Source organism: Streptomyces sp. NPDC057002, assembly GCF_042673825.1.
Classification (GTDB): Bacteria; Actinomycetota; Actinomycetes; order Streptomycetales; family Streptomycetaceae; genus Streptomyces.
In genome coordinates this window covers 244,920-269,865 of sequence record NZ_JBHURZ010000011.1, presented here as the reverse complement: position 1 = coordinate 269,865, position 24,946 = coordinate 244,920, and the positions used below count along the sequence as shown (strand labels likewise).

19 protein-coding genes are annotated in these 24,946 nt (G+C 71.8%); 12 read left to right on the top strand and 7 right to left on the bottom strand.

Annotation, left to right across the window (positions count from 1 at the left end):
- Positions 1-356 precede the first annotated feature (356 nt).
- The 3 genes from ACFT32_RS40380 to ACFT32_RS40370 are packed head-to-tail and all read right to left on the bottom strand — an operon-like array spanning position 357 to position 3,848.
- Positions 357-986 (bottom strand): TetR/AcrR family transcriptional regulator, encoded by a 630-nt coding sequence (locus ACFT32_RS40380; RefSeq protein ID WP_382499133.1) that lies wholly within the window; start codon positions 984-986, stop codon positions 357-359.
- 47 nt (positions 987-1,033) lie between these two features.
- Entirely contained in the window at positions 1,034-3,118 is a 2,085-nt protein-coding gene (locus tag ACFT32_RS40375) for a YhgE/Pip family protein (protein ID WP_382499131.1), read from the bottom strand.
- The gene (locus ACFT32_RS40370) at positions 3,090-3,848 is read right to left on the bottom strand and encodes an ATP-binding cassette domain-containing protein (protein WP_382499129.1); all 759 of its coding nucleotides are present in this window, start codon (positions 3,846-3,848) and stop codon (positions 3,090-3,092) included. The genes ACFT32_RS40375 and ACFT32_RS40370 overlap by 29 nt, the downstream gene beginning before the upstream one ends.
- A 179-nt stretch (positions 3,849-4,027) precedes the next feature.
- Between ACFT32_RS40370 and ACFT32_RS40365 the strand changes: the two genes are divergently transcribed.
- The 3 genes from ACFT32_RS40365 (at position 4,028) to ACFT32_RS40355 (ending at position 6,332) form a co-directional block, all read left to right on the top strand.
- Positions 4,028-4,591 carry an SAV_6107 family HEPN domain-containing protein gene (locus ACFT32_RS40365; RefSeq protein ID WP_382499127.1) on the top strand — a complete coding sequence of 188 codons (564 nt, stop codon included), beginning with the start codon at positions 4,028-4,030 and terminating at the stop codon, positions 4,589-4,591.
- Between the two features lie 195 nt (positions 4,592-4,786).
- Positions 4,787-5,650: a methyltransferase gene (locus ACFT32_RS40360; protein ID WP_382499124.1), complete on the top strand. Its 864-nt coding sequence runs from the start codon at positions 4,787-4,789 to the stop codon at positions 5,648-5,650.
- Between the two features lie 280 nt (positions 5,651-5,930).
- Positions 5,931-6,332: a DUF3040 domain-containing protein gene (locus ACFT32_RS40355; RefSeq protein ID WP_184596525.1), complete on the top strand. Its 402-nt coding sequence runs from the start codon at positions 5,931-5,933 to the stop codon at positions 6,330-6,332.
- A gap of 162 nt (positions 6,333-6,494) precedes the next feature.
- Here the strand turns inward: ACFT32_RS40355 and ACFT32_RS40350 are convergent, their stop codons facing one another.
- From ACFT32_RS40350 to ACFT32_RS40335, 4 genes are all read right to left on the bottom strand, one after another.
- Positions 6,495-8,888 (bottom strand): DUF3488 and DUF4129 domain-containing transglutaminase family protein, encoded by a 2,394-nt coding sequence (locus ACFT32_RS40350; RefSeq protein ID WP_382499122.1) that lies wholly within the window; start codon positions 8,886-8,888, stop codon positions 6,495-6,497.
- Entirely contained in the window at positions 8,888-10,243 is a 1,356-nt protein-coding gene (locus ACFT32_RS40345) for a DUF58 domain-containing protein (protein ID WP_382499121.1), read from the bottom strand. The genes ACFT32_RS40350 and ACFT32_RS40345 overlap by 1 nt, the downstream gene beginning before the upstream one ends.
- Complete coding sequence (locus ACFT32_RS40340; protein WP_382499119.1) at positions 10,243-11,283, bottom strand: AAA family ATPase; 1,041 nt, start codon at positions 11,281-11,283, stop codon at positions 10,243-10,245. Before ACFT32_RS40340 ends, ACFT32_RS40345 begins: the two co-directional genes overlap by 1 nt.
- Positions 11,284-11,574: 291 nt before the next feature.
- The gene (locus ACFT32_RS40335; protein WP_382499117.1) at positions 11,575-12,189 is read right to left on the bottom strand and encodes a beta-class carbonic anhydrase; all 615 of its coding nucleotides are present in this window, start codon (positions 12,187-12,189) and stop codon (positions 11,575-11,577) included.
- A 313-nt stretch (positions 12,190-12,502) separates the two neighbouring features.
- On the opposite strand from ACFT32_RS40335, the gene rsmH reads away from it, so the two are divergent.
- From rsmH to murG, 9 genes are all read left to right on the top strand, one after another.
- Entirely contained in the window at positions 12,503-13,504 is a 1,002-nt protein-coding gene (gene rsmH, locus ACFT32_RS40330; protein WP_382499114.1) for a 16S rRNA (cytosine(1402)-N(4))-methyltransferase RsmH, read from the top strand.
- A 45-nt stretch (positions 13,505-13,549) separates the two neighbouring features.
- Positions 13,550-13,999, top strand: a complete 450-nt coding sequence (locus ACFT32_RS40325) for a septum formation initiator family protein (protein WP_382499112.1) — start codon at positions 13,550-13,552, stop codon at positions 13,997-13,999.
- 634 nt (positions 14,000-14,633) lie between these two features.
- On the top strand, positions 14,634-16,592 hold the full coding sequence (locus tag ACFT32_RS40320; RefSeq protein WP_382499110.1) for a peptidoglycan D,D-transpeptidase FtsI family protein: 1,959 nt from the start codon (positions 14,634-14,636) through the stop codon (positions 16,590-16,592).
- A gap of 244 nt (positions 16,593-16,836) precedes the next feature.
- Positions 16,837-18,357, top strand: coding sequence for a UDP-N-acetylmuramoyl-L-alanyl-D-glutamate--2,6-diaminopimelate ligase (locus tag ACFT32_RS40315; RefSeq protein WP_382499108.1), 1,521 nt, complete (start codon positions 16,837-16,839; stop codon positions 18,355-18,357).
- Positions 18,358-18,385: 28 nt separating this feature from the next.
- Positions 18,386-19,801 (top strand): UDP-N-acetylmuramoyl-tripeptide--D-alanyl-D-alanine ligase, encoded by a 1,416-nt coding sequence (gene murF / locus ACFT32_RS40310; RefSeq protein ID WP_382499106.1) that lies wholly within the window; start codon positions 18,386-18,388, stop codon positions 19,799-19,801.
- Positions 19,801-20,892 carry a phospho-N-acetylmuramoyl-pentapeptide-transferase gene (gene mraY, locus ACFT32_RS40305; protein WP_382499195.1) on the top strand — a complete coding sequence of 364 codons (1,092 nt, stop codon included), beginning with the start codon at positions 19,801-19,803 and terminating at the stop codon, positions 20,890-20,892. Before murF ends, mraY begins: the two co-directional genes overlap by 1 nt.
- A complete protein-coding gene (gene murD / locus ACFT32_RS40300) occupies positions 20,874-22,322 on the top strand; it encodes a UDP-N-acetylmuramoyl-L-alanine--D-glutamate ligase (RefSeq protein WP_382499104.1) in 1,449 nt (482 codons plus the stop codon). The genes mraY and murD overlap by 19 nt, the downstream gene beginning before the upstream one ends.
- Before the next feature lie 145 nt (positions 22,323-22,467).
- Positions 22,468-23,832 (top strand): putative lipid II flippase FtsW, encoded by a 1,365-nt coding sequence (gene ftsW / locus ACFT32_RS40295; RefSeq protein ID WP_382499102.1) that lies wholly within the window; start codon positions 22,468-22,470, stop codon positions 23,830-23,832.
- Positions 23,833-23,838: 6 nt separating this feature from the next.
- Complete coding sequence (gene murG / locus ACFT32_RS40290) at positions 23,839-24,936, top strand: undecaprenyldiphospho-muramoylpentapeptide beta-N-acetylglucosaminyltransferase (RefSeq protein ID WP_382499101.1); 1,098 nt, start codon at positions 23,839-23,841, stop codon at positions 24,934-24,936.
- Positions 24,937-24,946 lie beyond the last annotated feature (10 nt).

The following is a 24,946-nucleotide window of genomic DNA, read 5'->3' as shown; positions in this document are numbered from 1 at the left end:
TCTGGTGCCGCGTGCGCAGGGCTGAGTACCAGTACCTAGTGGGGGAGTTGAGTACGCGCGCGGATGGGGGAGGGCCGGTGGGAACGAGAGAGTGGAGACACGGAAAGGGGCACGGCTCCGGCACCGGCGACACGGGGCGCCGGAACGGGGCCGGCCCGCGATCCGCTCCTTCCGCCGGCCATGTCGGCGGGAGCGAGACACGGGGGAGAACCGGGGGACGACCGCACGGGGGTCCTGCGGGGGACGCACGGGGGAGCAGGAAAAGAGGGGGAGCAGGGAAGGCGCCGGTTCGAGGTGGCCCGCGGGGGACGCGGCCACAGCGGACCGGCGCTTTCACGTCTGCGCCCGATGTGTCCTCAGCGGCAGCCGCTCACCCTCCCCTGGAGCAGCCGGGACAGTGCCGCGTGGACGTCGTCCAGGGAGCGCTCCGCCTGGAAGGACTTCCAGTCGAGCGCGGCCACCAGGACCATGCCGACCAGCGCGGACGCCGTCAGCGGGACGTCGATCTCCTCGCTGAACTCGCCGCCCGCGACGCCGTCGCGCAGGACGCCCTCCACGACCGCGACGGCCTGCTGCCGTACCACCATGAGCGTGGACTGCCAGGTCCGGTTGGTGCGCCACAGCTCGGCGACGTACAGCTGGGTGAAGGCCGGGTAGCGGTCGATGAAGACCAGGCCCGCGCGGATCATCGCGTCCAGCGCGTCCACCTTGGTGCCGCCCTCCCGGGCGGTCCGCTCGGCCGCTTCCCGGAGGGAGGCGGTGAGGAGGCCCACTCCGTGCCGCAGCAGCTCCTCGAAGAGGACGGACTTGCTCGCGAAGTTGTAGTAGACCGTGCCCTTCGCGACCCCGGCACGCTCGGCGATCTCGTCCACGGTCGTGGCGGAGAAGCCCTGCTCGGCGATGAGCGTGACGGCCGCCTCGTAGAGCTTCTGCCGGGTGGCCTCGCGGCGCGTGCTGCCGCCCGACGTTGCACTGCTGCTTTCCATGGCCCTGATTGTCACAGGAACCTTTCCGGGAGACGTGACGGAAGGGCTCACAGGCTCAGCTCCGGGTGCAGCCGGTCCAGGGTCCACACCTGGCGGCGGCGGGCCGCCACGGCGGTCAGCGCGAGGGCGCCCGCGGTGAACGCCGTGAGCACCACGCACGCGTGCCACACCGGTTCCAGACCGCCGCCCGTGATGAGCCTCCTGAGGGCCTCCACGACGTAGCTCATCGGCAGGAAGGGGTGGAGCGCGTTGAAGAAGCCGGGACTGGTCTGCACGGGGTACGTGCCGCCCGCCGACGTCAGCTGGAGCATCAGCAGGGCGAGGACGAGGATCCGGCCCGCCGCCCCGAAGCGCGCGTTCAGCCACTGCACGATCGCCGCGAAGCACGCCGTCACCAGGAACAGGAAGCCCACCGTCCCGGCCGCCCGCGCCATCTCCAGGCCGACGGCCCAGTGCAGCACCGACATCAGGGCCACCGTCTGGAGCACCCCGATCGCCACCACCGGCAGCCAGCCGGCCAGCGCGATCCGCCATGCCGAGGCGCCCGCGGCGAGCGCGCGCCGGTTCATCGGCGTGATCAGCATGTACGCCACCATCGCGCCCACCCACAGCGACAGCGGGATGAAGTACGGGGCGAAGCCGGTGCCGTAGTTGGGCGCCTTGTGCAGGTCCTGGGAGGCGAGCCGCACGGGGTCGGCCATGACCTCGGTGCGCCGGTCGCGGTCCTGCTTGTCGTAGTCGGGGATCTGCTCGGCCCCGTCGTGCAGTCCGCCGGCCAGCTTCCCGGAGCCGCCGACCAGCTTGTACATGCCGCCGTTGAGGTCGTCCGCGCCCGTCTTCAGGTCGCCGACACCCTTGTCCAGATCGGTGGCACCGGTCTTGGCCGTGCCGATCCCCTTGTGCAGCTTCTTCGCTCCTGCGGCGACCTCGGCCGCCCCGTCGTTCAGCTTGTTGATCTTCTTGACGGCGTCGTCGAGGTCCTCGGAGAGGTGCGGCGCGCGGTCGGCGAGGGCCTGGGACTGCTTCTGGAGGGTGGCGAGGTTCTTGTCGAGCTTGGTGAGGTCGCCGTTCTGGTCCGCGATCAGCGTGTCGAGGTCGTCGGCGATGGTGGCCACGTCGGCGGCCGCGTCCTTGGCCTTCTTCAGGTCGGCGCAGGCGGCGTCGGGCAGCACCGGGTCGTCGCAGCGCCTGGCGTAGACGCCGTTCAGCGTGTCCGACGCCGTACGGGCGCCCTTCGCGGCGGCAGGGGCGCGCTCCGCCAGGGTGTCCAGGTGCTTGCGGATCGCGCCGGAGGCGTCGGCGACGAGCTGGGCCGTGTCGCCGATGGTCTTCTCGTTGCCCTTCAGGAAGGGGCCCACCTTGCGGGCGTTCGTGTTGACCTTGTCGGCGAGAATCTGCGTGCCTTCCGCGACCCGCTTCGTGCCGTCCGCCACGTCCCCCGCGCCCTTGTCGAGCTTCTTCAGGCCCGTGGACAGCTTCCCGCTGCCGTCCTTGGCGTCCTTCAGACCGTCGGCGAGGTCCTTGGAGCCCTTCTCGGCCTTGCCGATGCCGCCCTTGAGCTTGTCGGCGCCCTTCGCGGCCTTCACGGTCTCGCCGTGGATGTCGGAGAACGACACGAAGATCTTGTCCAGGAAGGACCGTGACGTCTTCGTGGAAGCGGCCTGGCGCACCTCGCTGAACACCGTCCGGGAGATCTGCCCGACGATGTAGTTGTTCGCGTCGTTGGTGCGTACCTGGAGGGCGCCGGTCTCCGGGGACTTGCCGGAGCTGGAGGCGATCCGCTCGCTGAAGTCGCCAGGCATGGTGAGCGACAGGTAGTAGGTGCCGTCCTCGACGCCCCTGCGGGCCTCGTCGGCGCTCACCTCGCGCCAGTCGAAGGTCTTGCTGTCGCGCAGCTTCTCCGTGATGTCGTCGCCCGCCGTGACCTTCTTCCCGTCGGCGGTCGCCCCCTTGTCGTCGTTCACGAGCGCCACGGGGATACGGTCCAGCCGGCCGTACGGGTCCCAGAACGACCACAGGTACAGCGCGCCGTACAGCAACGGCAGCACCAGCAGCGCGACCAGTGCGGCGCGCGGCAGCTTCCCCCGGCCGAAGCGGCGGAGCTCAAGCGCGGCCAGTCTCGGCGAACGCATCGGCCTTCTCCTTGTCCTCGCTCTGATGGGTGCTCTGCCGGGTGGAGACCTTGACGGCGCCCTCGGGGGCCTCGCTGCACACCGCCACGACCGTCGTCCCGGCGTCGGCGAGGGACCTGAGCAGCGCCCAGACCTCGTCCCGCTCGCCGTCCGAGAGCTTGAGGTCGGTGTCGTCGACCCCGAGCAGCCGCGGCCGGGCCACGAGGGCGAGGGCGACCGACAGCCGCAGCGCCTCCAGGCGCTCCAGATCGCGTACGGCGGTACGGGGACCCTTGGGCAACGCCTCCAGGTCGAGTCCGGCCGCTGTCAGTGCGGTGTCGACCCGCTGCCCGGCCTCGGCCGCCCTCTCGCCGCGTGGTCGCAGCAGCCCGCGCAGGGAGTCGCCGAACCGCCTTTGGAGCAGGGCCCGTTCGCGCAGGTGCTCGCCGACGGTCAGGGCCGGGTCGAGGTCGGTGACCCCGGGCACGTGGGCCAGGGCGCTGACCCGGCGCACCGCCGACAACTGCTTGGGCAGCCTGGCATCGCCGACGGCTGCCGTGCCCTCCGTGATCTTCATCCGGCCCGTCAGCGCGAGCAGCAGGCACGTGCGGCCGGACCCGGACGGGCCCTCGACCGCGATGAGTGATCCCGGCTCGGCGTCGACGGACATCCCGCGGAACGCCCACCCGCGCGGCCCCTTGATCCCAAGGCCCTCGGCGGCGACCCGCACCCCTCCCGGTTGTTCCCCCACGGGGCTCCCCTGAATGTGAGCATGAAATTGAACTGACTGGTCAGTGCAAAAACTACTCCGAACCTACGATCGAAGCAAAACCGCAGGTCAGAACGGATTGTCAGTGCCATACCTCACGATGGGTCACATACGGCACTCCCTGGGAGGAGCCGCCGTCACACGACGACAGGAGGTTCGTCATGGCCAGCTACCACGCAGCAGCCGCCCGCCGGCGCCGCGCCACCGGCCCTGCCCCCTCACTGACCGGCCCGGCGAGCGACGTACACCCCGTGCTGCGCCGGGCCACGGCCCCGCCCGCCGCCCTCGACCTGCTCGCCCAGGCCCGCTCCGGTCTCGACGAGGCCACCACCCTGGGCACACCGAACGAGCGCTACGCGACGGCCCATCTCGCCGCCCTCCGCACCGCCGCCGCCGTCCTCGCCGCCCGGGGGAGGCCCGAGACCTCGACCCGGGCCCGGACCAAGATCCGGAGCGCCTGGGAAGTGCTCCCCGAGATCGCGCCCGAACTGACCGAGTGGAGCGCGCTGTTCGCCGCCGGTGCCCGGCGCCGGGCCCGCGCCGAGGCGGGCATCCAGGGCGCCGCGAGCGTCCGGGACGCCGACGACCTGATACGGGACGTGGCGATGTTCCTCCGCCTCGTCGAGCGCATGCTCGTCCTCCAGCCGGCCCTCCCGCAGCCGCGCCCGGACCAGGACCGGCCGCAGGGTCCCGGCGAGGGGAGGGACATGCCGGACGCGGGCTGACCGGGTGCCGGCGCCCCGGATCCGCCCGGCCGCCACCGGCTCGGGCCATGGCGGGACCGCTCATGCGGCCCGCCGTGTCCGAGGCAATAGGGTGGGAGACGCCTGAAGTCTTCCCTCCCTGCAGCCGGGGCCGGGGGAGGCGCCCCGTTCGCTCCGCCGCGCAAGAGGCGGTGCCGCGCCGAGGAGTCAACTGCCGTGTCGGACCCGATGCGCCCACCCGTCTCCCACCACCACGCTGAAGCGGCGTCGCTGCGTTCCGGCCCTTCCCGGTCTCGCGCCTCACTGCGTACGGCCGTGGTCTGGGAGGTCCTCCAGGACGCCCTGGAACGCCGGGTCAAGGCCACGGGCCGGGAGTCGCTGGACGTCCTCGACACCGGAGGCGGCAGCGGCAACTTCGCGGTGCCCGCCGCCCGCCTCGGCCACCGGGTCACCGTCGTCGACCCCAGCCCCAACGCGCTGTTCGCCCTGGAGCGCCGCGCCGCCGAGGCCGGTGTCGCCGACCGGGTGAAGGGCGTGCAGGGCGATGCCCACGGCCTCTTCGACGTGGCCGAGCGCGGCGGCTACGACGTGGTGCTGTGCCACGGCGTCCTGGAGTACGTGGACGACCCGGCCGAAGGCGTCCGCAACGCGGTGGCCGCCCTGCGTCCGGAGGGCGTCCTGAGCCTGCTCGCCGCCGGTCTCGGGGGTGCCGTGCTCGCCCGCGCCCTCGCCGGTCACTTCAAGGAGGCCAAGCAGGCGCTCGACGACCCGAACGGCCGATGGGGCACGGGTGACCCGGTGCCGCGCCGCTTCACCGCCGAGCAGCTCACGGGACTCGTCGAGGGCGCGGGCATGCGCGTCGGCGCCGTGCACGGCGTGCGGGTCTTCGCCGACCTCGTGCCCGGTGTCCTCGTGGACACCGAGCCCGGAGCCCTGGAAGCGCTGCTGAAGCTGGAGGAGGCCGCGGCCGAGCTGTCGGCCTTCCACTCGGTGGCCACGCAACTGCATGTGCTGGGTGAGACCGGTGGGGCCGCTGGGACCGGCGGGGCCGACGAGACCGGTGGGGCGGTCGAGGCCTGAGCCGCTTCGTGAGGTACCACCCCTGATCAGCGCCTTGACTGTGCATGGAGTACGCCACAGGCCCCCCGAATGGGGGCTTGGCGCCGTATGATCGAGGGAGACCGTTCCGGCATGACGGGTCGGCCGCCGGGGAATGGAAGCCTCAGCGAGCCGGGACGTCCATGGCGGGTTCCGGTTGGTCAGTTGGCGCAGAGGGGCGGGTTTCACGGGGGCGATTCCCTGCCTATCCTGAAGAGACCCCCCGGGTCGCCCCCGGCGACTGCACGATGAGGAGGACTCCGTGCCGCTCTCGGAGCACGAGCAGCGCATGCTCGAGCAGATGGAGCGAGCGCTGTACGCCGAAGATCCCAAGTTCGCGACGGCGCTCGAGGGAAGCGGGCTGCGTACGTACACCCGGCGACGGGTCTACCAGGCGGTCGCGGGCTTCCTCGTAGGTATTGCGCTCCTCATGGCCGGTATGGTCGCCAAGCAGGTCTGGCTCAGCGTCGTGGGCTTCCTCGTCATGCTGGGCTGTGCGGTGCTCGCCGTGACCGGCTGGCGCAAGGCCCCCAAGCCGGGCGAACAGGCGGCAGGCGCCGCCGGACCGCAAGCCCGCCGCCAGGGCGGCCGGCAGAAGCGCTCCATGATGGACCGCATCGAGCAGCGCTGGCAGAAGCGCCGCGACGAACAGGGCGGCCACTAGCCCGGAGCGCAGCTCTCCGGGACTACGCGAAGACGTGAGTCAGGGGGTGACCACCGACTTGGTGGTCACCCCCTGACTCATCCCGTATCCCGTATCCCGTATCCCGTATCCCGTATCCCGTATGCCGGGTGCCGGGTGCCGGGTGCCGTGGGACCAGCGGGTTCAGCCCTGCTGCCCGGACGCCTTCCGCCACGTCGGCCGCATCGCCAGGACGCGATCCCGCACCCGTGACCACCAGGCCGACGCCGTCCACAGCACGCGCACCGTGGAGCGTGGGGCGAGGACCGCGCGGAGCCTGGCGCCCCTGCCGACCGCGGCGCTCAGACCCGCCGTCGCACGGCGGACGTCGTCCGCGATGCCCGCCGTCGGGCGGGGCCGGGGCGCGTACAGGACCTGTTCCACCGCGTTCGCCACCCGGTGCACCGAGGCCGCGGCCGTGGCATCGAGCCCGCCCAGTTCGACGATGCGGGCGGCCGCCCCGCGCGGGGTCTGCGACTCGTCCGGCGTGATGCCGAAGTCCCACGCGGTGTCGGTCAGCTCATGCCAGACGGCCAGCGTGTGCGGCGCCGCGTCCGCCTCGCCCCGGCCGTGTGCCCCCAGCCGGACCGTGCGTGTTCGCAGGCGCCACAGCATCGGGGCCAGCGGGAGCGCCAGGACGGCGAGGCCGGCCAGGGCCCAGACCAGGATCGCGTACCACTTCGGGCCGTCGTCGTCCGTGGGCAGCGCCGCCTGCGGCGACTCGCTCGCACACCCGCCGTCCAGCTTCTTCTGCTCCGGCGTGCAGCTCTCGCTCGCCGAGGGCGTCGCGGAGGGCGCGGCGGACGACGTCTCGGTCGGGCGCGCGGCATCCGGCACCGAGCTGCCCGGGTCTTCCGGCAGGGTGTACGACGGCATCGAGCCGCGGTTGGGAGTCGGCTCGAAGCGGGTCCAGCCCACGCCCTCGAAGTACAGCTCGGGCCAGGCGTGCGCGTCCCGCAGCCCCACCGACACCGAGCCGTCCGCCTGCGGGGAACCGGGAGCGAAGCCCACCGCGACCCGGGCCGGTATGTCCAGGGAGCGGGCCATCGCCGCCATCGCGAAGGAGAAGTGCACGCAGAAGCCCTGCTTGTCCTTCAGGAAGCGGGCGATCGCCTGCGAGCCGCTGCCGACCTGCACCTGGGTGTCGTACTCGAAGCCGCCGGTCACGGCGAACCAGTCCTGGAGCTTGACCGCCTGGTCGTACGGGTTGGCCGCGCCCTCGGTGACCTTGCGGGCCGTGCTCGCCACCACCGACGGCAGCGAGTCGGGCAGCTTGGTGAAATCGCGCTCGATGGACGCCGGCGGCCGCGGCGCGGAGGCCAGCTGCTCCGCCGTCGGCTGCACGTCCAGGCTCTTGACCTGGTACGTCAGGCCCCGGGTGTTCTGGCCGTGGTCGCCGACCAGCGTCATGCCCAGGGGCTCGTAGCGCCAGTTGCCCCGGATGTTCACCCCGCTAGGCGGATACGGCATCGGCAGCCAGTCCTGGGCGTACCAGTCGGCCGCGGAGATCGTGGTGTCGACCTCCGTGCGCTTCACGTCCGGGCCGAGTCCGACCGGGGTCGGGAACGTGCCGTCGGGCAGGGCGGTGATCGACCGCCGGGACGGCTTCCAGGTGGTGCCGTCGAAGTCGTCCAGGGACACGATCCGCAGATACAGGTCCGAGACGTCCGGCATCTTGGTCTTCACGGACAGGACCTGCTGGTCCTCGTCCGCGTTCAGGCTGTCCCGCAGCGACACCAGCGGGTTCACGGCGGAGATCGTGCCGCCGCCGCCCGTGCCGGAGCCGGTGCCGGCACCCACCGAGTCCAGCAGGCCGCCGTTCATCGCGGGCAGGCCGAGCGGCACCACCAGGGCGATGCCCAGCGCGACCACGCCGATGCGCCGGCCGGTGCGGACCGGGGCGACCGCGCCGCTCTGCTCCTCTCCGGCCGTGCGCGAGGCCCCGCCGAAGACCCGGCCCCACTGGGAGAGCCGGTCCCGCCCCTCGGCCAGGAGCAGCATCAGATAGCCGGCCGCCGCGACCAGGAACCACAGCCAGTCCGCGCCCCCGTCGGACAGCCCCGCCGCCACGGAGTACAGCGCGAGCAGCGGCAGCCCGGCCGGGGCGGCGCTGCGGAAGGTCACCGCGAGGGTGTCCACCAGCAGCCCGATGATCAGGACCCCGCCGATGAGCATCAGCCGTATGCCGTCGGACTCCAGGGGAGCCGGGATCGCGTACCGCGCGATGTCGTCCCCGCCCTGCCGGAGCAGGAGCGCGAAGCGGTCGAGGGCTTCCGGCCCCGGGACCAGACCGGCGAGGGCCTGTTCACGGACGAACACGAACGTCAGCAGGAACACCGTGACCACGGCCTGCGCCGCGACCGTCAGCGGCCGGGCCAGCGGCACCCTGCGGGCCGCGGCACCCACGCCCGCCTGCACACCCAGCAGGAAGGCCGCCTGCACGATCCAGGTGGCCGGTTTGACGAGGGGCAGCAGGGCGCACGCGGCCATCAGCGTGGCCGCCCACGCGCCGAGCGTCAGTCGTATCCGCCCGCTCATCACGGTCCCTTCCCGCCGGCCGTGGCCACGCCCCTGCGCTCCCGGTCCGCCTGTCGCCACAGGTCGTCCAGGGAGGCCCCTCGCGGCACGCCCAGAGTCGTCCAGCCCGCCTCGCGCAGCATGCGCAGCCGCTCCCCGCTCCCGTCCAACGGACCGGGCACGTCACTCGGTTCCCGCATCCAGGTCTCGCTGTCCAGCACGAAGGCGACCGCGCCGCCGCGCTGCCGCATCCTGGCCACCACGGCCGCCTGTTCCTCGTCCAGGTCGCCGAGGAAGGCCACCAGCAGCCCCTCGTTCCCTCCGCGCAGCACGTCGTAGGCCCGGGACAGGCCCGCGCCGTCGGAGTGGTCGATCACCGCGAGGGTGTCCATCATCAGCCCGGCCGCGTCCGCCGACCCCTGGCTCGCGCCCGCGAAGCCGTCCCCGCCCTCGCCGGGCACCGCGTTGCCGGTGTCGGTCAACAGCCGTACGGAGAAGCCCCGTTCGAGCATGTGCACCAGCACGGACGCGGCGCCCGCCACGGCCCACTCGAAGGCCGCGTCCGGGCCCGCGCCCTGGAAGGCGATGCCCCGGGTGTCGAGCAGCACCGTGCAGCGGGCGCGCTGCGGCTGTTCCTCGCGGCGCACCATCAACTCGCCGTAGCGGGCCGTGGAGCGCCAGTGCACGCGGCGCAGATCGTCGCCGTAGCGGTACCCGCGCGGGATCACGTCGTCCTCGCCGGCCAGCGCGAGCGAGCGCTGCCGCCCGTCGCCGTACCCCTTCGCCTCGCCGCTGAGCCGCACCGGCGCCAGCGGCTCCACGCGCGGGATCACCGTCAGGTTGTCGTACGTCGAGAAGGACCGGGTCAGTTCGCACATGCCGAACGGGTCGGTCAGGCGCAGCTGGAGCGGGCCCAGCGGGTAGCGGCCGCGCAGGTCGGAGCGCACCCGGTAGGACACCTCGCGCCGGCCGCCCGCCTCCACCCGGTCCAGCACGAAGCGCGGCCGGGGCCCGAGCACGTACGGCACCCGGTCCTGGAGCATCAGCAGGCCCGTTGGCAGCCGCGAGACGTTGTCCATCCGCAGGTGGACCCGGGCCTCGCTGCCGGCGGGCACGCGCGCGGGGGAGAGCCGGCGGCTGCCCGCGACCCGGTAGCGCGTGCGGTACAGGACCGTCGCGCACACCAGCGGCAGCACAGCCAGCAGCAGGCCCACGCGCAGCAGGTCGCTCTGCCCGAGCACGTAGCTGCAGACGGCGGCCGCGACTCCGGCGGCCAGGAAGGAGCGTCCGCGGGTGGTCAGACCGGCCAGGGCGGTGCGGATGCCGCCCTTCTCGTCCTGGTCGGCCTCCGCGTGCCCCGTCCCCGCAGTGGTCATCACAGCCTCCGCGGCGGCTGCTGGGGATACGCCGGCACCCCGCGGCCCAGGCCGCCGAGGCCGCTCTGCTGCTGCGGCGCCGCGGGCACCGGAGTGCGCTGCAGGATCTCCTCGACGACCTGCTCGGAGGTGCGGCGGTTGAGCTGGGCCTGGGCGGTGGGCAGCAGGCGGTGGGCCAGGACGGCGACGGCCAGGGCCTGCACGTCGTCCGGCAGCGCGTACTCCCGGCCGCTGAGGGCCGCGGACGCCTTCGCCGCGCGCAGCAGGTGCAGCGTCGCGCGCGGGGAGGCGCCCAGTCTGAGGTCGGGGTGCGTGCGCGTGGCGCCGACCAGGTCCACCACGTAGCGCCGGACCGGCTCGGCGACGTGCACGCCGCGCACCGCCTCGATCAGCTTGAGGATCTCGTGCGCGTGGGCCACGGGCTGGAGGTCCTCCAGCGGCGAGACGCCGCCGTGCACGTCCAGCATCTGCAACTCGGCCTCAGCGCTGGGGTATCCGACCGAGACCCGGGCCATGAAACGGTCGCGCTGGGCCTCCGGCAGCGGGTAGGTGCCCTCCATCTCGACCGGGTTCTGCGTCGCCACCACCATGAACGGGCTCGGCAGTTCGTAGCTGCTGCCGTCGATGGTGACCTGGCGCTCCTCCATCGACTCCAGGAGCGCGGACTGCGTCTTGGGCGAGGCGCGGTTGATCTCGTCGCCGATCACGACCTGCGCGAAGATCGCGCCCGGCTTGAACTCGAAGTCACGGCGCTGCTGGTCCCAGATGGACACACCGGTGATGTCCGACGGCAGCAGGTCGGGCGTGAACTGGATGCGCCGCACCGAGCAGTCGATGGACCGCGCCAGTGCCTTGGCCAGCATCGTCTTGCCGACTCCCGGGACGTCCTCGATCAGCAGGTGTCCCTCGGCGAGCAGTACGGTCAGCGAGAGCCGTACGACCTCGGGCTTGCCCTCGATCACGCCTTCCACCGACTCCCGCACCCGCTCCACCACAGCGGTCAGATCAGTGAGGCTCGCTCGATCGTCATAGGTCGTCACCCGGCCCTCCTCGGCCTTTCCCTTGCTCCCAGGGAGCACGGGATACCCCATTTTCCCGGACCGACGCCGCATGACGCGCGCCGGCCCACCCCGAATCACGGACCCCACGCGTGAAACGCTCAGCGTGACGTCACTCCCGCATTCTTGCTGCCGTTACCGTTTCGTGTCACTCGACTGTGGATAACTGGCCGCGATATGTCGGCCTTGAGACCGTTTCGAACGTGTGACTGACAGGATTTCGACAGCTGCGGCGGGCCGGCTCCGGGGTGGGGCCGGGGGCGGGTGACCAGGTCAGGAGGCGGGATCGATCTCCCGCAGCAGGCCGGTCCCGACGTCGTAGACGAATCCGCGGACGTCGTCGGTGTGCGGCACGAACGGCGAGGTGCGCACGCGCCGCATCGACTGCCGTACGTCCTGGTCGACGTCCTGGAAGGACTCCACCGCCCAGGCCGGGCGCTGGCCGACCTCGGCCTCCAGTTCGCCCCGGAAGTCCTCGGTGAGGGTCTCCATGCCGCAGCCGGTGTGGTGCACGAGGACGACGCTGCGCGTCCCCAGCTTGCGCTGGCTGATGGCGAGGGAGCGGATCACGTCGTCGGTGACGACGCCGCCGGCGTTGCGGATCGTGTGGCAGTCGCCGAGTTCGAGACCGAGCGTGGAGAGCGGGTCGAGGCGGGCGTCCATGCAGGCCACGACGGCCACGTGCAGGGCGGGCCTGGCGTCCATCCCGGCGTGGCCGAAGTCGGCGGCGTACCGGGTGTTGGCGTCGACGATCCGGTCGGTGACCGTGCCGCTTCCGGCTATGGCGCTCTCCGAACCCGTGGGAACTGATGCAGAAGTCGTCATATCCATGACGGTACTGGTCACGACTGTTCCGGGCTCGCTGTGAGAGAGGACAAAGAACGCCATCGGGGCTTGTAGTGAGGTAACCCACAAGGGTGGTGTGCCTGCCGGTCGCGACGCGCAGGCCGGTTGATTGACCGGGAGACACCGTGGACTAAAGTGACGCGAAGCGGGAGGCGAGACTCTCCCCGCTGGACTGATTTCCCCGGAGACCCGGCGACGCCCGGCGATCTCCCCACGTGCGCGGCGCGTACGTACGGCTCGGCCTCCTCCCGCTCCCGGTCGGCTGACGCTTCCGGCGCCGGCAGGCCTCCCCTTCGGCAGCGGGCGGGGACCTGGCGGTGCGTGGGCCCGTGCGGATCTGAGAGGCCCAGGATCAATGGGGCGCGAAGCGCATTCGAATGAGGGTGGCGGTGGGCGACCGGAGGGACAGAGTCGACACGTCCCGGTGATGCTCCAGCGGTGCCTGGACCTGCTGGCACCCGCCCTGGAGGGCCCGGACCCGGTGGTCGTCGACTGCACCCTCGGCCTCGGCGGCCACAGCGAGGCGCTGCTCGAGCGGTTCCCCGAGGCCCGGCTCGTCGCCCTGGACCGCGACAAGGAGGCCCTGCGCCTGTCCGGCGAGCGCCTCGCCCCCCACGGGGAGCGCGCCACCCTCGTCCACGCCGTGTACGACGAACTGCCCGAGGTGCTGGACAAGCTCGGCATCGCGCGCGTGCAGGGCGTTCTCTTCGACCTCGGCGTCTCCTCCATGCAGCTCGACGAGGCCGACCGCGGCTTCGCCTACGCCCAGGACGCCCCGCTCGACATGCGGATGGACCAGACGACCGGCGCCAGTGCCGCCGAGGTCCTCAACACGTATCCGCCGGGCGAACTCGTCCGCATCCTCCGGGCGTACGGCGAGGAGAAGCAGGCCAAGCGGATCGTCGCCGCGGTGGTGCGCGAGCGCGAGAAGGAGCCGTTCAGCAACAGCGCGCGGCTGGTCGAGCTGATCCGGGACGCACTTCCGCAGGCCGCCAAGCGCACCGGCGGCAATCCGGCCAAGCGCACCTTCCAGGCTCTGCGCATCGAGGTCAACGGCGAGCTCTCCGTCCTGGAGCGGGCGATCCCGGCCGCCGTGAAGTCGCTCGATGTGGGCGGGCGGATCGCGGTGCTGTCGTACCACTCGCTGGAGGACCGGCTGGTCAAGCAGGTCTTCGCGGCGGGCGCCGCCACCACCGCGCCGCCCGGACTGCCCGTCGTGCCCGAGCGTTACCAGCCGCGGCTCAAGCTGCTCACGCGCGGTGCCGAACTCCCCACGGAAGAGGAGATCGCCGAGAACCGGCGGGCGGCACCGGCGCGGTTGCGCGGGGCGCAGCGCATCAGAGAGGACGTCGAGTGAGCCACGTGCAGGGCGGCCGGGTGTTCCGGACCCGAGGGAGCGTGAGTGAGCAGTAAACCCGAACTGAAGGGGAGGGCGGCCCGTCTCGCGCGGCTCTTCCCGACCGGCACCGCGCGGGCGGCCCGCATGCCGTTCGTGCTCCTCGTGGTCCTCCTCCTCGGCGGCGGTCTCATCGGCCTCCTGGTGCTGAACTCGGCCCTCAGCGAAGGCGCGTTCCAGCTCGACGACCTCCAGCGCGAGACCAAGAGCCTCACCGACGAGGAACAGGCCCTCCAGCGGGACATCGACGCCTACTCCGCCCCCGAGGCCCTCCAGCGCCGCGCTCGCGAACTCGGCATGGTGCCCGGCGGCGACCCCGCCTTCCTCGAGCGCGACGGCACCGTCAAGGGCGTCCCCAGCGCCGCCCCGGGCGCCTGGCAGAGCGCCGCGCACATCCCCCTCGTCCTCGCCCCCGAGGCCATGCCCAACGGCCCCGCCCCGACCCCCGGCAGGTGACGAAAGTGTCCGACAGGGAACCCCCGCGCCGCCGCGTACCGGGCCTGGCCGGGCCCGCCTGCCCCAGCGATCCCGGTGTTCGTCCGGCCCTCGGTGCGGTGTCTGTTAGCAGGCCCGTGGCGGCTCGGTCCTTGGGCCGGGTGGCTCGGGTGTCCGCTGGGCGGTCCCCGCTGTGTCAGGCCCGCGGCCTTGCCAGCGCTGCGGGCCCGGATGCCTCGCGCCGCCGGGTGCCGGGCCTGGCCGGGTCCGCCTGCCCCAGCGATCCCGGTGTTCGTCCGGCCCTCGGTGCGGTGTCTGTTCGCGGGCTCGCGGCGGCTCGGTCCTTGGGCCGGGTGGCTCGGGTGTCCGCCGAGCGGTCCCCGCTGTGCCAGGCCTGCGGCCTTGCCTGGGCTGTCGGCCCGGATGCCTCGCGCCGCCGCGTAGCGGGCCCCGCCGGGTCCGTCCGCCCCTGTGATGCCGGTGTTCGTCCGGCCTTCGTCGCCGTGTCCGTTCGCGGGCTCGCGCCCGCTCGGGTGTCCGCCGGGCCGTCGCCGCTGTGCGCCGTCGGCCCGGAGGCCCGGTGTCGGATCGGCCGTGCGGCCGCCGCGGTGTCCGTCAGTCCCCAGTCCACCCCGACCCCCGGCAGGTGACGGAAGTGTCCGACAGGGAACCCCCGCGCCGCCGCGTGCCCGGCCCCGCCAGGCCCGCTCGGCCCGATGCCCGGCGGCGTCCCGGCTCCGGTGGCCGTCCGGTCCGGCGGCCGTCACAGGCCCGGCCGGGGGCGCCCCGGCCGCTGCGGCTGGGCAGCCCCAGGCCCCGGCTGCGGCTGGTCGGGCTCGCGCTGACGCTGGTGATGATCGCCTTCGTCGTACGGCTGTTCCAGGTGCAGGCCGTCGACGCGAGCACCTATGCCGCCAAGGCCGAGCAGAACCGCTACGTCGGGCAGGTGCTGGCCGCGGACCGGGGCGAGATCACCGACCGGTCCGGTGTGGCCCTGGCGACCAGTGAGGACGCCTACGACATCACGGCCGACCCCACGATGTTCGCCCCGGACCACCTGAAGATCGGTGACGGGCCCGAGCAGGCCGCCGCGCTCCTCGCGCCGATCCTCGGCCAGGACCAGGAGGCCCTGGTCGAGAAGCTGCGGCCGAAGAACAAGTCCCTGCGCTACGCGAAGCTGGCCTCCCGCCAGACCCCGCAGGTCTGGAAGCAGATCAAGGACCTGAAGTCCGCGCTCGCCAAGAAGGAGGAGACGGACAAGTCCGCGCACAACGTCCTCGCAGGCGTCTTCTCCGTCGGGACCAGCAAGCGCGTGTACCCCAACGGCGACCTCGCCGCCGGGATACTGGGCTGGGTCAACGGCGAGGGCAAGCCCGGCGGCGGCATCGAACTCCAGCTGGACAAGGAACTGGCCGGCAAGGACGGCAAGATCCGCTACGCCCAGTCCGGCGGCCGTCTCGTCCCCACCGTGGGTTCCACCGAGACACCCGCCGTGCCCGGCAGCGACGTCGAGCTCACCATCGACCGCGACATCCAGTGGGCCGCCCAGAAGGCCATCACCGACCAGGTGAAGGAATCCGCGGCCGACCGCGGCTACGTGATCGTCCAGGACACCCGCACCGGCCAGATCCTGGCCATGGCCAACTCACCCGGCTTCGACCCCAACGACCTGTCGGACGCCGACTCGGCCGCGCTCGGCAACGCAGCCGTCCAGGACGCCTTCGAGCCCGGCTCCACCGCCAAGGTCATGTCGATGGCGGCCGTCCTCCAGGAGAACACCGCCACCCCGATGACCCACGTCGTCGTGCCCAACCGGCTGCACCGCGGCGACCGGCTCTTCAAGGACGACATCGACCACCCGACCTGGTACCTGACGCTCAACGGCGTCCTCGCCAAGTCCAGCAACATCGGCACCATCCTCGCCACCGGCCAGCTCGGCAAGACCCAGGCCCAGTCCAACAAGGTCCTCTACGACTACCTGCGCAAGTTCGGCCTCGGCAGCTACACCGGCCTGGGCTTCCCCGGCGAGACCAAGGGCATCCTCGCCCCGCCCGACAAGTGGTCGACCTCGCAGCAGTACACGATTCCTTTCGGCCAGGGCGTCTCCATCAACGCCATGCAGGCCGCGTCCGTGTACTCGACCATCGCCAACGGCGGCGTCCGCGTCGAACCCTCGCTCGTCCGCGGCACCAAGGGCCCCGAAGGCCGCTTCGCCCCGGCCCCCGAACCCAAGAAGACCAGGGTCGTCAGCGCCAAGACGGCGAAGACCCTCGCCCAGATGCTGGAGTCCGTCGTGGACGACGAGGAGGGCACCGGCACCAAGGCGCGCATCCCCGGCTACCGCGTCGCGGGCAAGACGGGCACGGCCAACCGCGTGGATCCGGCCACCGGCAAGTACCACGGCTATACCTCGTCCTTCGCCGGCTTCGCGCCCGCCGACAAGCCCCGCGTCACCGTCTACTGCGCGATCCAGAACGCCACCCAGGGCAGCTACTTCGGCGGCCAGATCTGCGGCCCCGTCTACAAGCGGGTCATGGAGTTCGCGCTGAAGTCCCTCCAGGTCCCGCCGACCGGGGCCAAGGCCGCGAAGCTGCCCGTCTCCTTCCAGAACTGAACCCACTCCTTCCGGAACCGAACCCCCGACCGAACCCCCGACCGAACCCTCAACCGACCCCCGAGCCCTGATCAGCACCGAGCCCCACCGAGCCACCAGGACCGCCCCCGTGACAACGATCACCCCCGACCCCGGGAACCAGAACCCTGCCGCCACCTCACTTCGCCCGGAGGCGGGTACGCCCGGTACGCTCACCGCCGTGCCACACGCTGATCAGTCCCAAACCACCCAGAAGGGCCATCCCGTGACATACCCCGGGCCGCCCAGGCCGGTGCAGGTCTCCGCCACACCCCTCGCGGAACTCTCCGATCAGCTGGGTGCTCCAACGCCGGAGAACGCCGCCGAGGTCACGGGCATCACCCACGACTCACGCGCCGTGCGCCCCGGCGACCTGTACGCCGCACTCCCGGGCGCCCGGCTGCACGGCGCCGACTTCGTCACGCAGGCCGCCGGCCTCGGCGCGGCCGCCGTGCTGACCGACCCCACGGGCGCGGAGCGCGCCGCGGCGTCCGGGCTGCCGGTCCTCGTCGTCGACGACCCCCGCGGGCGGATGGGCGAGCTGGCCGCGACGATCTACGGCCACCCCGGCCGGGACCTGCTCCAGATCGGCATCACCGGTACCTCCGGCAAGACCACCACCGCCTATCTCGTCGAGGGCGGCCTGAAGACCGTCAGGTCCACCGGCCTGATCGGCACGGTCGAGATGCGCATCGGCGACGAGCGCATCAAGTCCGAACGCACCACCCCCGAGGCCACCGACCTCCAGGCACTGTTCGCCGTCATGCGCGAACGCGGCGTCGACGCGGTCGCCATGGAGGTCTCCAGCCACGCCCTGGTCCTCGGCCGGGTCGACGGCTGTGTCTTCGACATCGGCGTCTTCACCAACCTCAGCCCGGAGCACATGGAGTTCCACTCCGGCATGGAGGACTACTTCCAGGCCAAGGCGCAGCTGTTCACGCCGGAACGCGGCAAACTCGGCGTGGTCAACATCGACGACGAGTACGGTCGCCGGCTGGCCAACGAAGCCACCGTCCCGGTCGTCACCTACTCCGCGGAGGGCCACCCCGACGCCGACTGGCGCGCCGAGGACGTCGAGGTCGGCCAGCTGGACTCGACGTTCACCGTCATCGGGCCCAAGGGTGAGCGGATCAGCGCCAAGTCGCCGCTGCCGGGCCCCTTCAACGTGGCCAACACCCTCGCCGCGATCGTCGCCCTCGCCGTCGCCGGCCTCGACCCGCAGGCCGCCGCCGACGGTGTGGCCGCCGTACCCGGCGTGCCGGGCCGGCTGGAGCGCGTGGACGCCGGTCAGCCCTACCTCGCGGTCGTCGACTACGCCCACAAGACGGACGCGGTCGAATCGGTCCTCAAAGCGCTCCGCAAGGTCACCGAGGGCAAGCTGCACATCGTCCTCGGCTGCGGCGGCGACCGGGACAAGTCCAAGCGCGAGCCCATGGGTGCCGCGGCGGCCCGGCTCGCCGACACCGCCGTACTGACCTCCGACAACCCCCGCTCCGAGGACCCCCTCGCGATCCTCGCCACGATGCTCCAGGGGGCGGCCTCCGTGCCCGCGTTCGAGCGCGGCGAGGTGCAGGTCTTCGAGGACCGGGCCGCCGCGATCGCCGCGGCCGTCGCCCGCGCCGAGCCCGGCGACACCGTGCTGGTCGCGGGCAAGGGCCACGAGCAGGGCCAGGACATCGCCGGGGTGGTCCGTCCGTTCGACGACCGCCAGGTACTTCGCGAAGCCGTCCAGAAGACCCAGGGATGAAAATCCAGAAGACCCAGGGGATGAACTTGTGATCGCCCTCTCCCTCGCCGAGATCGCAGAAGTCGTCGGCGGGCAGACACACGACATACCGGACCCGTCCGTCCAGGTCACGGGCCCGGTCGTCCGTGACTCCCGCGAGGCGGTGCCGGGCAGCCTGTTCGCCGCCTTCGCCGGCGAGCGCGTGGACGGACACGACTACGCGGCGGCGGTCGTCGAGGCGGGAGCGGTGGCCGTGCTCGGCACCCGGCCCGTCGGCGTCCCCGCGATCGTCGTGGACGACGTCCAGACGGCCCTCGGCGCCCTCGCCCGGCACGTCGTACGACGTCTAGGAGCCACCCTGGTCGCCCTCACCGGCTCGGCGGGCAAGACCAGCACCAAGGACCTCATCGCGCAGGTGCTCCGGAGCAAGGCGCCGACGGTGTTCACGCCCGGCTCCCTCAACAACGAGATCGGACTGCCGCTGACCGCGCTCAGCGCGACCGAGGAGACCAGGTTCCTCGTCCTGGAGATGGGCGCCCGCGGTATCGGGCACATCAGCTACCTCACCGGTCTGACGCCCCCGAAGGTCGGTCTCGTCCTCAACGTCGGCAGCGCCCACATCGGCGAGTTCGGCGGCCGTGAGCAGATCGCCCAGGCGAAGGGCGAGCTCGTCGAGGCCCTGCCGTCCGAAGCCGATGGCGGGACCGCCGTCCTCAACGCGGACGACCCCTACGTACGGGCCATGGCCGCCCGTACGAAGGCGAAGGTGATCTTTTTCGGAGAGTCCGGCGAAGCGGACGTTCGCGCCGAGAACGTACGACTCACGGACACCGGACAGCCCTCGTTCAGGCTTCACACACCCTCCGGTGCAAGTGACGTGACCATGCGCCTGTACGGTGAGCACCACGTGTCGAACGCGCTCGCCGCGGCCGCCGTCGCCCACGAACTGGGCATGTCCGCAGACGAGATCGCCGTGGCGCTCTCCGAGGCGGGCTCCCTCTCCCGCTGGCGGATGGAGGTCACCGAGCGCCCGGACGGCGTGACGATCGTCAACGACGCCTACAACGCGAACCCCGAGTCCATGCGAGCCGCTCTGCGCGCGCTCGCGGCGATGGGCAAGGGGCGGCGGACCTGGGCGGTGCTCGGCAAGATGGCCGAGCTCGGGGACGAGGCTCTCGCCGAGCACGACGCGGTCGGACGGCTCGCCGTCCGGCTCAACGTCAGCAAGCTCGTCGCGGTCGGTGGCAGGGAAGCCGCCTGGCTGCAACTGGGCGCATATAACGAGGGTTCGTGGGGTGAGGAGTCGGTGCACGTGTCCGACGCACAGGCGGCGGTCGACCTGTTGCGCAGCGAGTTGCGCCCGGGAGACGTCGTACTCGTGAAGGCGTCCCGTTCGGTCGGCCTCGAGAGCGTGGCGCAGGCGCTCCTCGAGTCCGGTGCCGAGGGTGAGGTTTCCGCCCGATGATGAAGCAGATCCTGTTCGCAGGAGTCATTGGCCTCTTCCTGACCCTGATCGGCACCCCGCTGCTGATCAAGCTCCTCGCGCGCAAGGGCTACGGCCAGTACATCCGCGACGACGGCCCGCGCGAGCACGCCAGCAAGCGCGGTACTCCGACCATGGGCGGTATCGCCTTCATCCTGGCGACGGTCGCCGCGTACTTCCTGGCGAAGGTGATCACGGGCTATCTGGACCCGGAGGCCGACGCGGCACCGACCTTCTCGGGTCTGCTGGTGCTCGGCCTGATGGTCGGCATGGGCCTGGTCGGCTTCCTCGACGACTACATCAAGATCGTCAAGCGCCGTTCGCTGGGCCTCCGGGCCAAGGCGAAGATGGCCGGCCAGCTCACCGTCGGCATCGCCTTCGCGGTGCTGTCGCTCCAGTTCGCGGACAACCGGGGCAACACCCCGGCGTCCACGAAGCTGTCGTTCATCACGGACTTCGGCTGGACGATCGGACCCGTGCTGTTCGTGGTCTGGGCGCTGTTCATGATTCTCGCGATGTCGAACGGCGTGAACCTGACCGACGGTCTGGACGGCCTGGCCACGGGCGCCTCGGTCCTCGTCTTCGGCGCCTACACCTTCATCGGCGTCTGGCAGTTCCAGGAGTCCTGCGCCAACGCGCAGACCCTGACCAACCCGGGCGCATGCTACGAGGTGCGCGACCCCCTCGACCTCGCCGTGGTCTCCTCGGCGCTGATGGGCGCCTGCCTCGGCTTCCTGTGGTGGAACACCTCGCCGGCCAAGGTCTTCATGGGAGACACCGGCTCGCTCGCGCTCGGCGGTGTGCTCGCCGGTCTCGCGATCTGCTCCCGCACCGAGCTGCTGATCGCCATCCTCGGCGGCCTGTTCGTGCTGATCACCATGTCCGTGGTGATCCAGGTCGGTTCCTTCCGCCTGACCGGGAAACGCGTCTTCCGGATGGCGCCACTCCAGCACCACTTCGAACTCAAAGGCTGGTCCGAAGTGCTCATCGTGGTCCGCTTCTGGATCATTCAGGGCATTTGTGTGATCGTCGGACTCGGCCTCTTCTACGCAGGATGGGCAGCGGACAAGTGACCTCCCCGGAGCCCTTCGACTTCCAGGGCAAGCGCATCACCGTCGCCGGGCTCGGCGTCTCCGGCGTCCCGGCGGCCAAGGTGCTGCACGGCCTCGGCGCGATTGTCACGGTCGTCAACGACGGCGCCGACGAGCGCGCCCGGGCGCAGGCGGCCGAGCTGGAGGCGCTCGGCGTCACCGTGCGCCTCGGCGACGGCGACACGCTGCCCGAGGGTTCCGAACTGATCGTCACCGCACCCGGCTGGAAGCCGGACAAGCCGCTGTTCGCGGCGGCGGCACAGGCGGGTGTCCCGGTCTGGGGCGACGTCGAACTGGCCTGGCGCCTGCGCGGCCCCGACGCCGCTCCCTGGCTGGCCGTCACCGGCACCAACGGCAAGACCACGACCGTCCAGATGCTCGCCTCGATCCTGAAGGCGGCGGGCCTGCGCACGGCCGCCGTCGGCAACATCGGCGTCTCGCTCCTGGACGCGGTGCTCGGCGAGGAGCAGTACGACGTGCTGGCCGTGGAGCTGTCCAGCTACCAGCTGCACTGGGCGCCGTCGCTGCGCGCCCACTCGGCCGCCGTGCTGAACCTCGCCCCCGACCACCTCGACTGGCACGGCTCGATGGAGGCGTACGCGGCCGACAAGGGCCGTATCTACGAGGGCAATCGCGTCGCCTGCGTCTACAACGTGGACGCCACCGACAAGCCGTCCACCGAGGACCTGGTCCGCGAGGCCGACGTCGAGGAGGGTTGCCGCGCCGTCGGCTTCACCCTGGGCACGCCCGGGCCCTCCCAACTCGGTGTCGTGGAGGGCATCCTGGTCGACCGCGCCTTCGTCGAGGACCGGCAGAAGAACGCCCAGGAGCTGGCCGAGGTCGCCGATGTGAACCCGCCGGCCCCGCACAACATCGCCAACGCCCTCGCGGCGGCGGCCCTCGCCCGGGCCTACGGCGTGCCCGCCAAGGCCGTACGGGACGGTCTGCGGGCCTTCACCCCGGACGCCCATCGCATCGCCCACGTGGCCGACGTGGACGGCGTCGCGTACGTCGACGACTCCAAGGCCACCAACACGCATGCGGCGGAAGCCTCGTTGGCGGCGTACGAGCCGATCGTGTGGATCGCGGGCGGGCTCGCGAAGGGTGCCGTCTTCGACGAGCTGGTCGCCAAGTCGGCGCAGCGGCTGCGCGGGGCCGTGCTGATCGGCGCGGACCGCGCGCTCATCCGCGAAGCCCTCGTGCGACACGCCCCGGAAGTACCCGTCGTCGACCTCGACCGGACCGACACTGGGGCGATGCTCCAGGCTGTCCAGGAGGCGCGGCGGCTCGCACAGCCCGGCGACACGGTGCTGCTGGCCCCGGCCTGCGCCTCGATGGACATGTTCACCAACTACAACCAGCGTGGTGACGCGTTCGCGGAGGCGGTTCGCGCACTCGGCGCGGGCACCTGACGGTCGGTCTCGGCCACGGCGGGTGCTTCGGGACCCTTGGAGGGACGCGTGACTCGGATGTGGCCCGAGACGAACCGGCGGACATCCGCCGCCGACCCGGGGCCGACGCCCCCGCCCCTCCCGCACGCTCTCACGGGAGCCGTCCATGCCCGGTAGCCGTACCGGAGGGCCGCCCGCGCAGCGGCCCGTCCGCCGGCCCGCCACGCCCCGGCCGTCGCGCGAGAGCGGCGTCCTGGGCCTGTACCTGCGGGCGCGCAGGGGCTGGGACCGGCCGCTGACCGCCTACTACCTGATCTTCGGCGGCAGCCTGCTGATCACGGTGCTGGGGCTGGTGATGGTCTACTCGGCCTCCCAGATCACCGCGCTGCAGATGTCGCTGCCGGGCTCGTACTTCTTCCGCAAGCAGCTGCTCGCGGCGGTGATCGGCGCGGGGCTGCTGTTCGCCGCCTCACGGATGCCGGTGAAGCTGCACCGGGCGCTGGCCTACCCCATCCTCGCGGGTGCCGTCTTCCTGATGACCCTGGTACAGATCCCGGGGATAGGAGTGTCGGTCAACGGCAACCAGAACTGGATCGCGGTCGGCGGCTCCTTCCAGATCCAGCCCAGTGAGTTCGGCAAGCTCGCCCTCGTGCTGTGGGGCGCCGACCTGCTCGCCCGCAAGCAGGACAAGAAGCTGCTGACCCAGTGGAAGCACATGCTCGTCCCACTGGTGCCGGCCGCTTTCATGCTGCTCGGGCTGATCATGATCGGCGGCGACATGGGCACGGCGATCATCCTCACGGCCATCCTGTTCGGCCTGCTCTGGCTGGCCGGCGCGCCCACGCGGCTGTTCGCCGGTGTGCTGTCGATCGCCGCCGTGCTCGGCCTGATCCTCATCAAGACCAGTGCCAACCGTATGGCCCGCCTGCAGTGCCTCGGCGCCACCGAACCCCAGTCCGGGCCCGTCGACTGCTGGCAGGCCGTGCACGGCATCTATGCCCTTGCCTCGGGCGGAATCTTCGGCTCCGGGCTGGGTGCGAGTGTGGAGAAATGGGGCCAACTCCCCGAAGCCCACACCGACTTCATCTTCGCCGTCACCGGTGAGGAACTGGGCCTGGCGGGGACGCTGTCGGTACTCGCCCTCTTCGCGGCTCTAGGCTATGCGGGTATCCGCGTGGCCGGACGCACGGAGGACCCCTTCGTCAGGTATGCCGCGGGAGGCGTGACCACCTGGATCACGGCCCAGGCCGTGATCAACATCGGTGCGGTGCTCGGTCTGCTGCCGATCGCCGGCGTCCCCCTCCCGCTGTTCTCCTACGGAGGATCCGCCCTGCTGCCGACCATGTTCGCCATCGGGCTGCTGATCGCCTTCGCACGCGACGAGCCCGCTGCGCGGGCGGCGCTTGCGATGCGGCAACCCCGCTTTGGTAGAAAGCGGGGGGCTGGGGGCACCGGTTCCATTCGGAGTCCCCGGAGATGGAACACGATGCGACGGCGTGCCTCGGCGGCACGCTCGTCCGGAGAGCGGTGAATTTCGGTGCATGTCGTACTCGCCGGCGGAGGAACCGCGGGCCACATCGAGCCCGCGCTCGCCCTCGCGGACGCCCTGCGCAGGCAGGATCCGAGCGTGGGCATCACGGCCCTGGGAACGGAGCGCGGCCTCGAGACACGTCTCGTGCCCGAGCGTGGGTACGAACTCGCGCTGATTCCCGCCGTGCCGCTGCCGCGCAAGCCCACCCCCGAGCTGATCACCGTCCCGGGCCGGCTGCGCGGGACGATCAAGGCGACCGAGCAGATCCTGGAGCGCACCAGGGCGGACGCCGTGGTCGGCTTCGGCGGCTACGTCGCCCTGCCCGGCTATCTCGCGGCCAAGCGCCTCGGGGTGCCGATCGTCATCCACGAGGCCAACGCCCGCCCGGGCCTGGCCAACAAGATCGGCTCGCGGTACGCCAGCCAGGTCGCGGTCTCCACCCCGGACAGCAAGCTGCGTAACTCCCGTTACATCGGCATCCCGCTGCGCCGCTCCATCGCCACCCTGGACCGGGCCGCCGTACGCCCCGAGGCCCGGGCCGCCTTCGGCCTGGACCCGAACCTGCCCACGCTGCTGGTCACCGGCGGCTCCCAGGGCGCCCGCCGGCTGAACGAGGTCGTCCAGCAGGTCGCGCCCTGGCTCCAGCAGGCCGGAATCCAGATCCTGCACGCGGTCGGTCCGAAGAACGAACTGCCGCAGGTCCAGCAGATGCCGGGAATGCCCCCCTACATCCCGGTAAGTTATCTGGACCGGATGGACCTCGCGTACGCCGCGGCGGACATGATGCTCTGCCGCGCGGGCGCGATGACCGTCGCTGAACTCTCCGCCGTCGGGCTCCCGGCCGCCTACGTCCCGCTGCCCATCGGCAACGGCGAACAGCGGCTCAACGCCCAGCCGGTGGTCAAGGCCGGCGGCGGCCTGCTGGTCGACGACGCGGAGCTGACCCCCGAGTGGGTCCAGCAGAACGTCCTGCCCGTGCTCGCCGACCCGCACCGGCTGTACCAGATGTCCCGCAGCGCCGCCGAGTTCGGCCGCCGGGACGCCGACGATCTGCTCGTCGGCATGGTGTACGAGGCGATCGCCGCCAGTCGTGCACACCGCTAGGACTGTATGA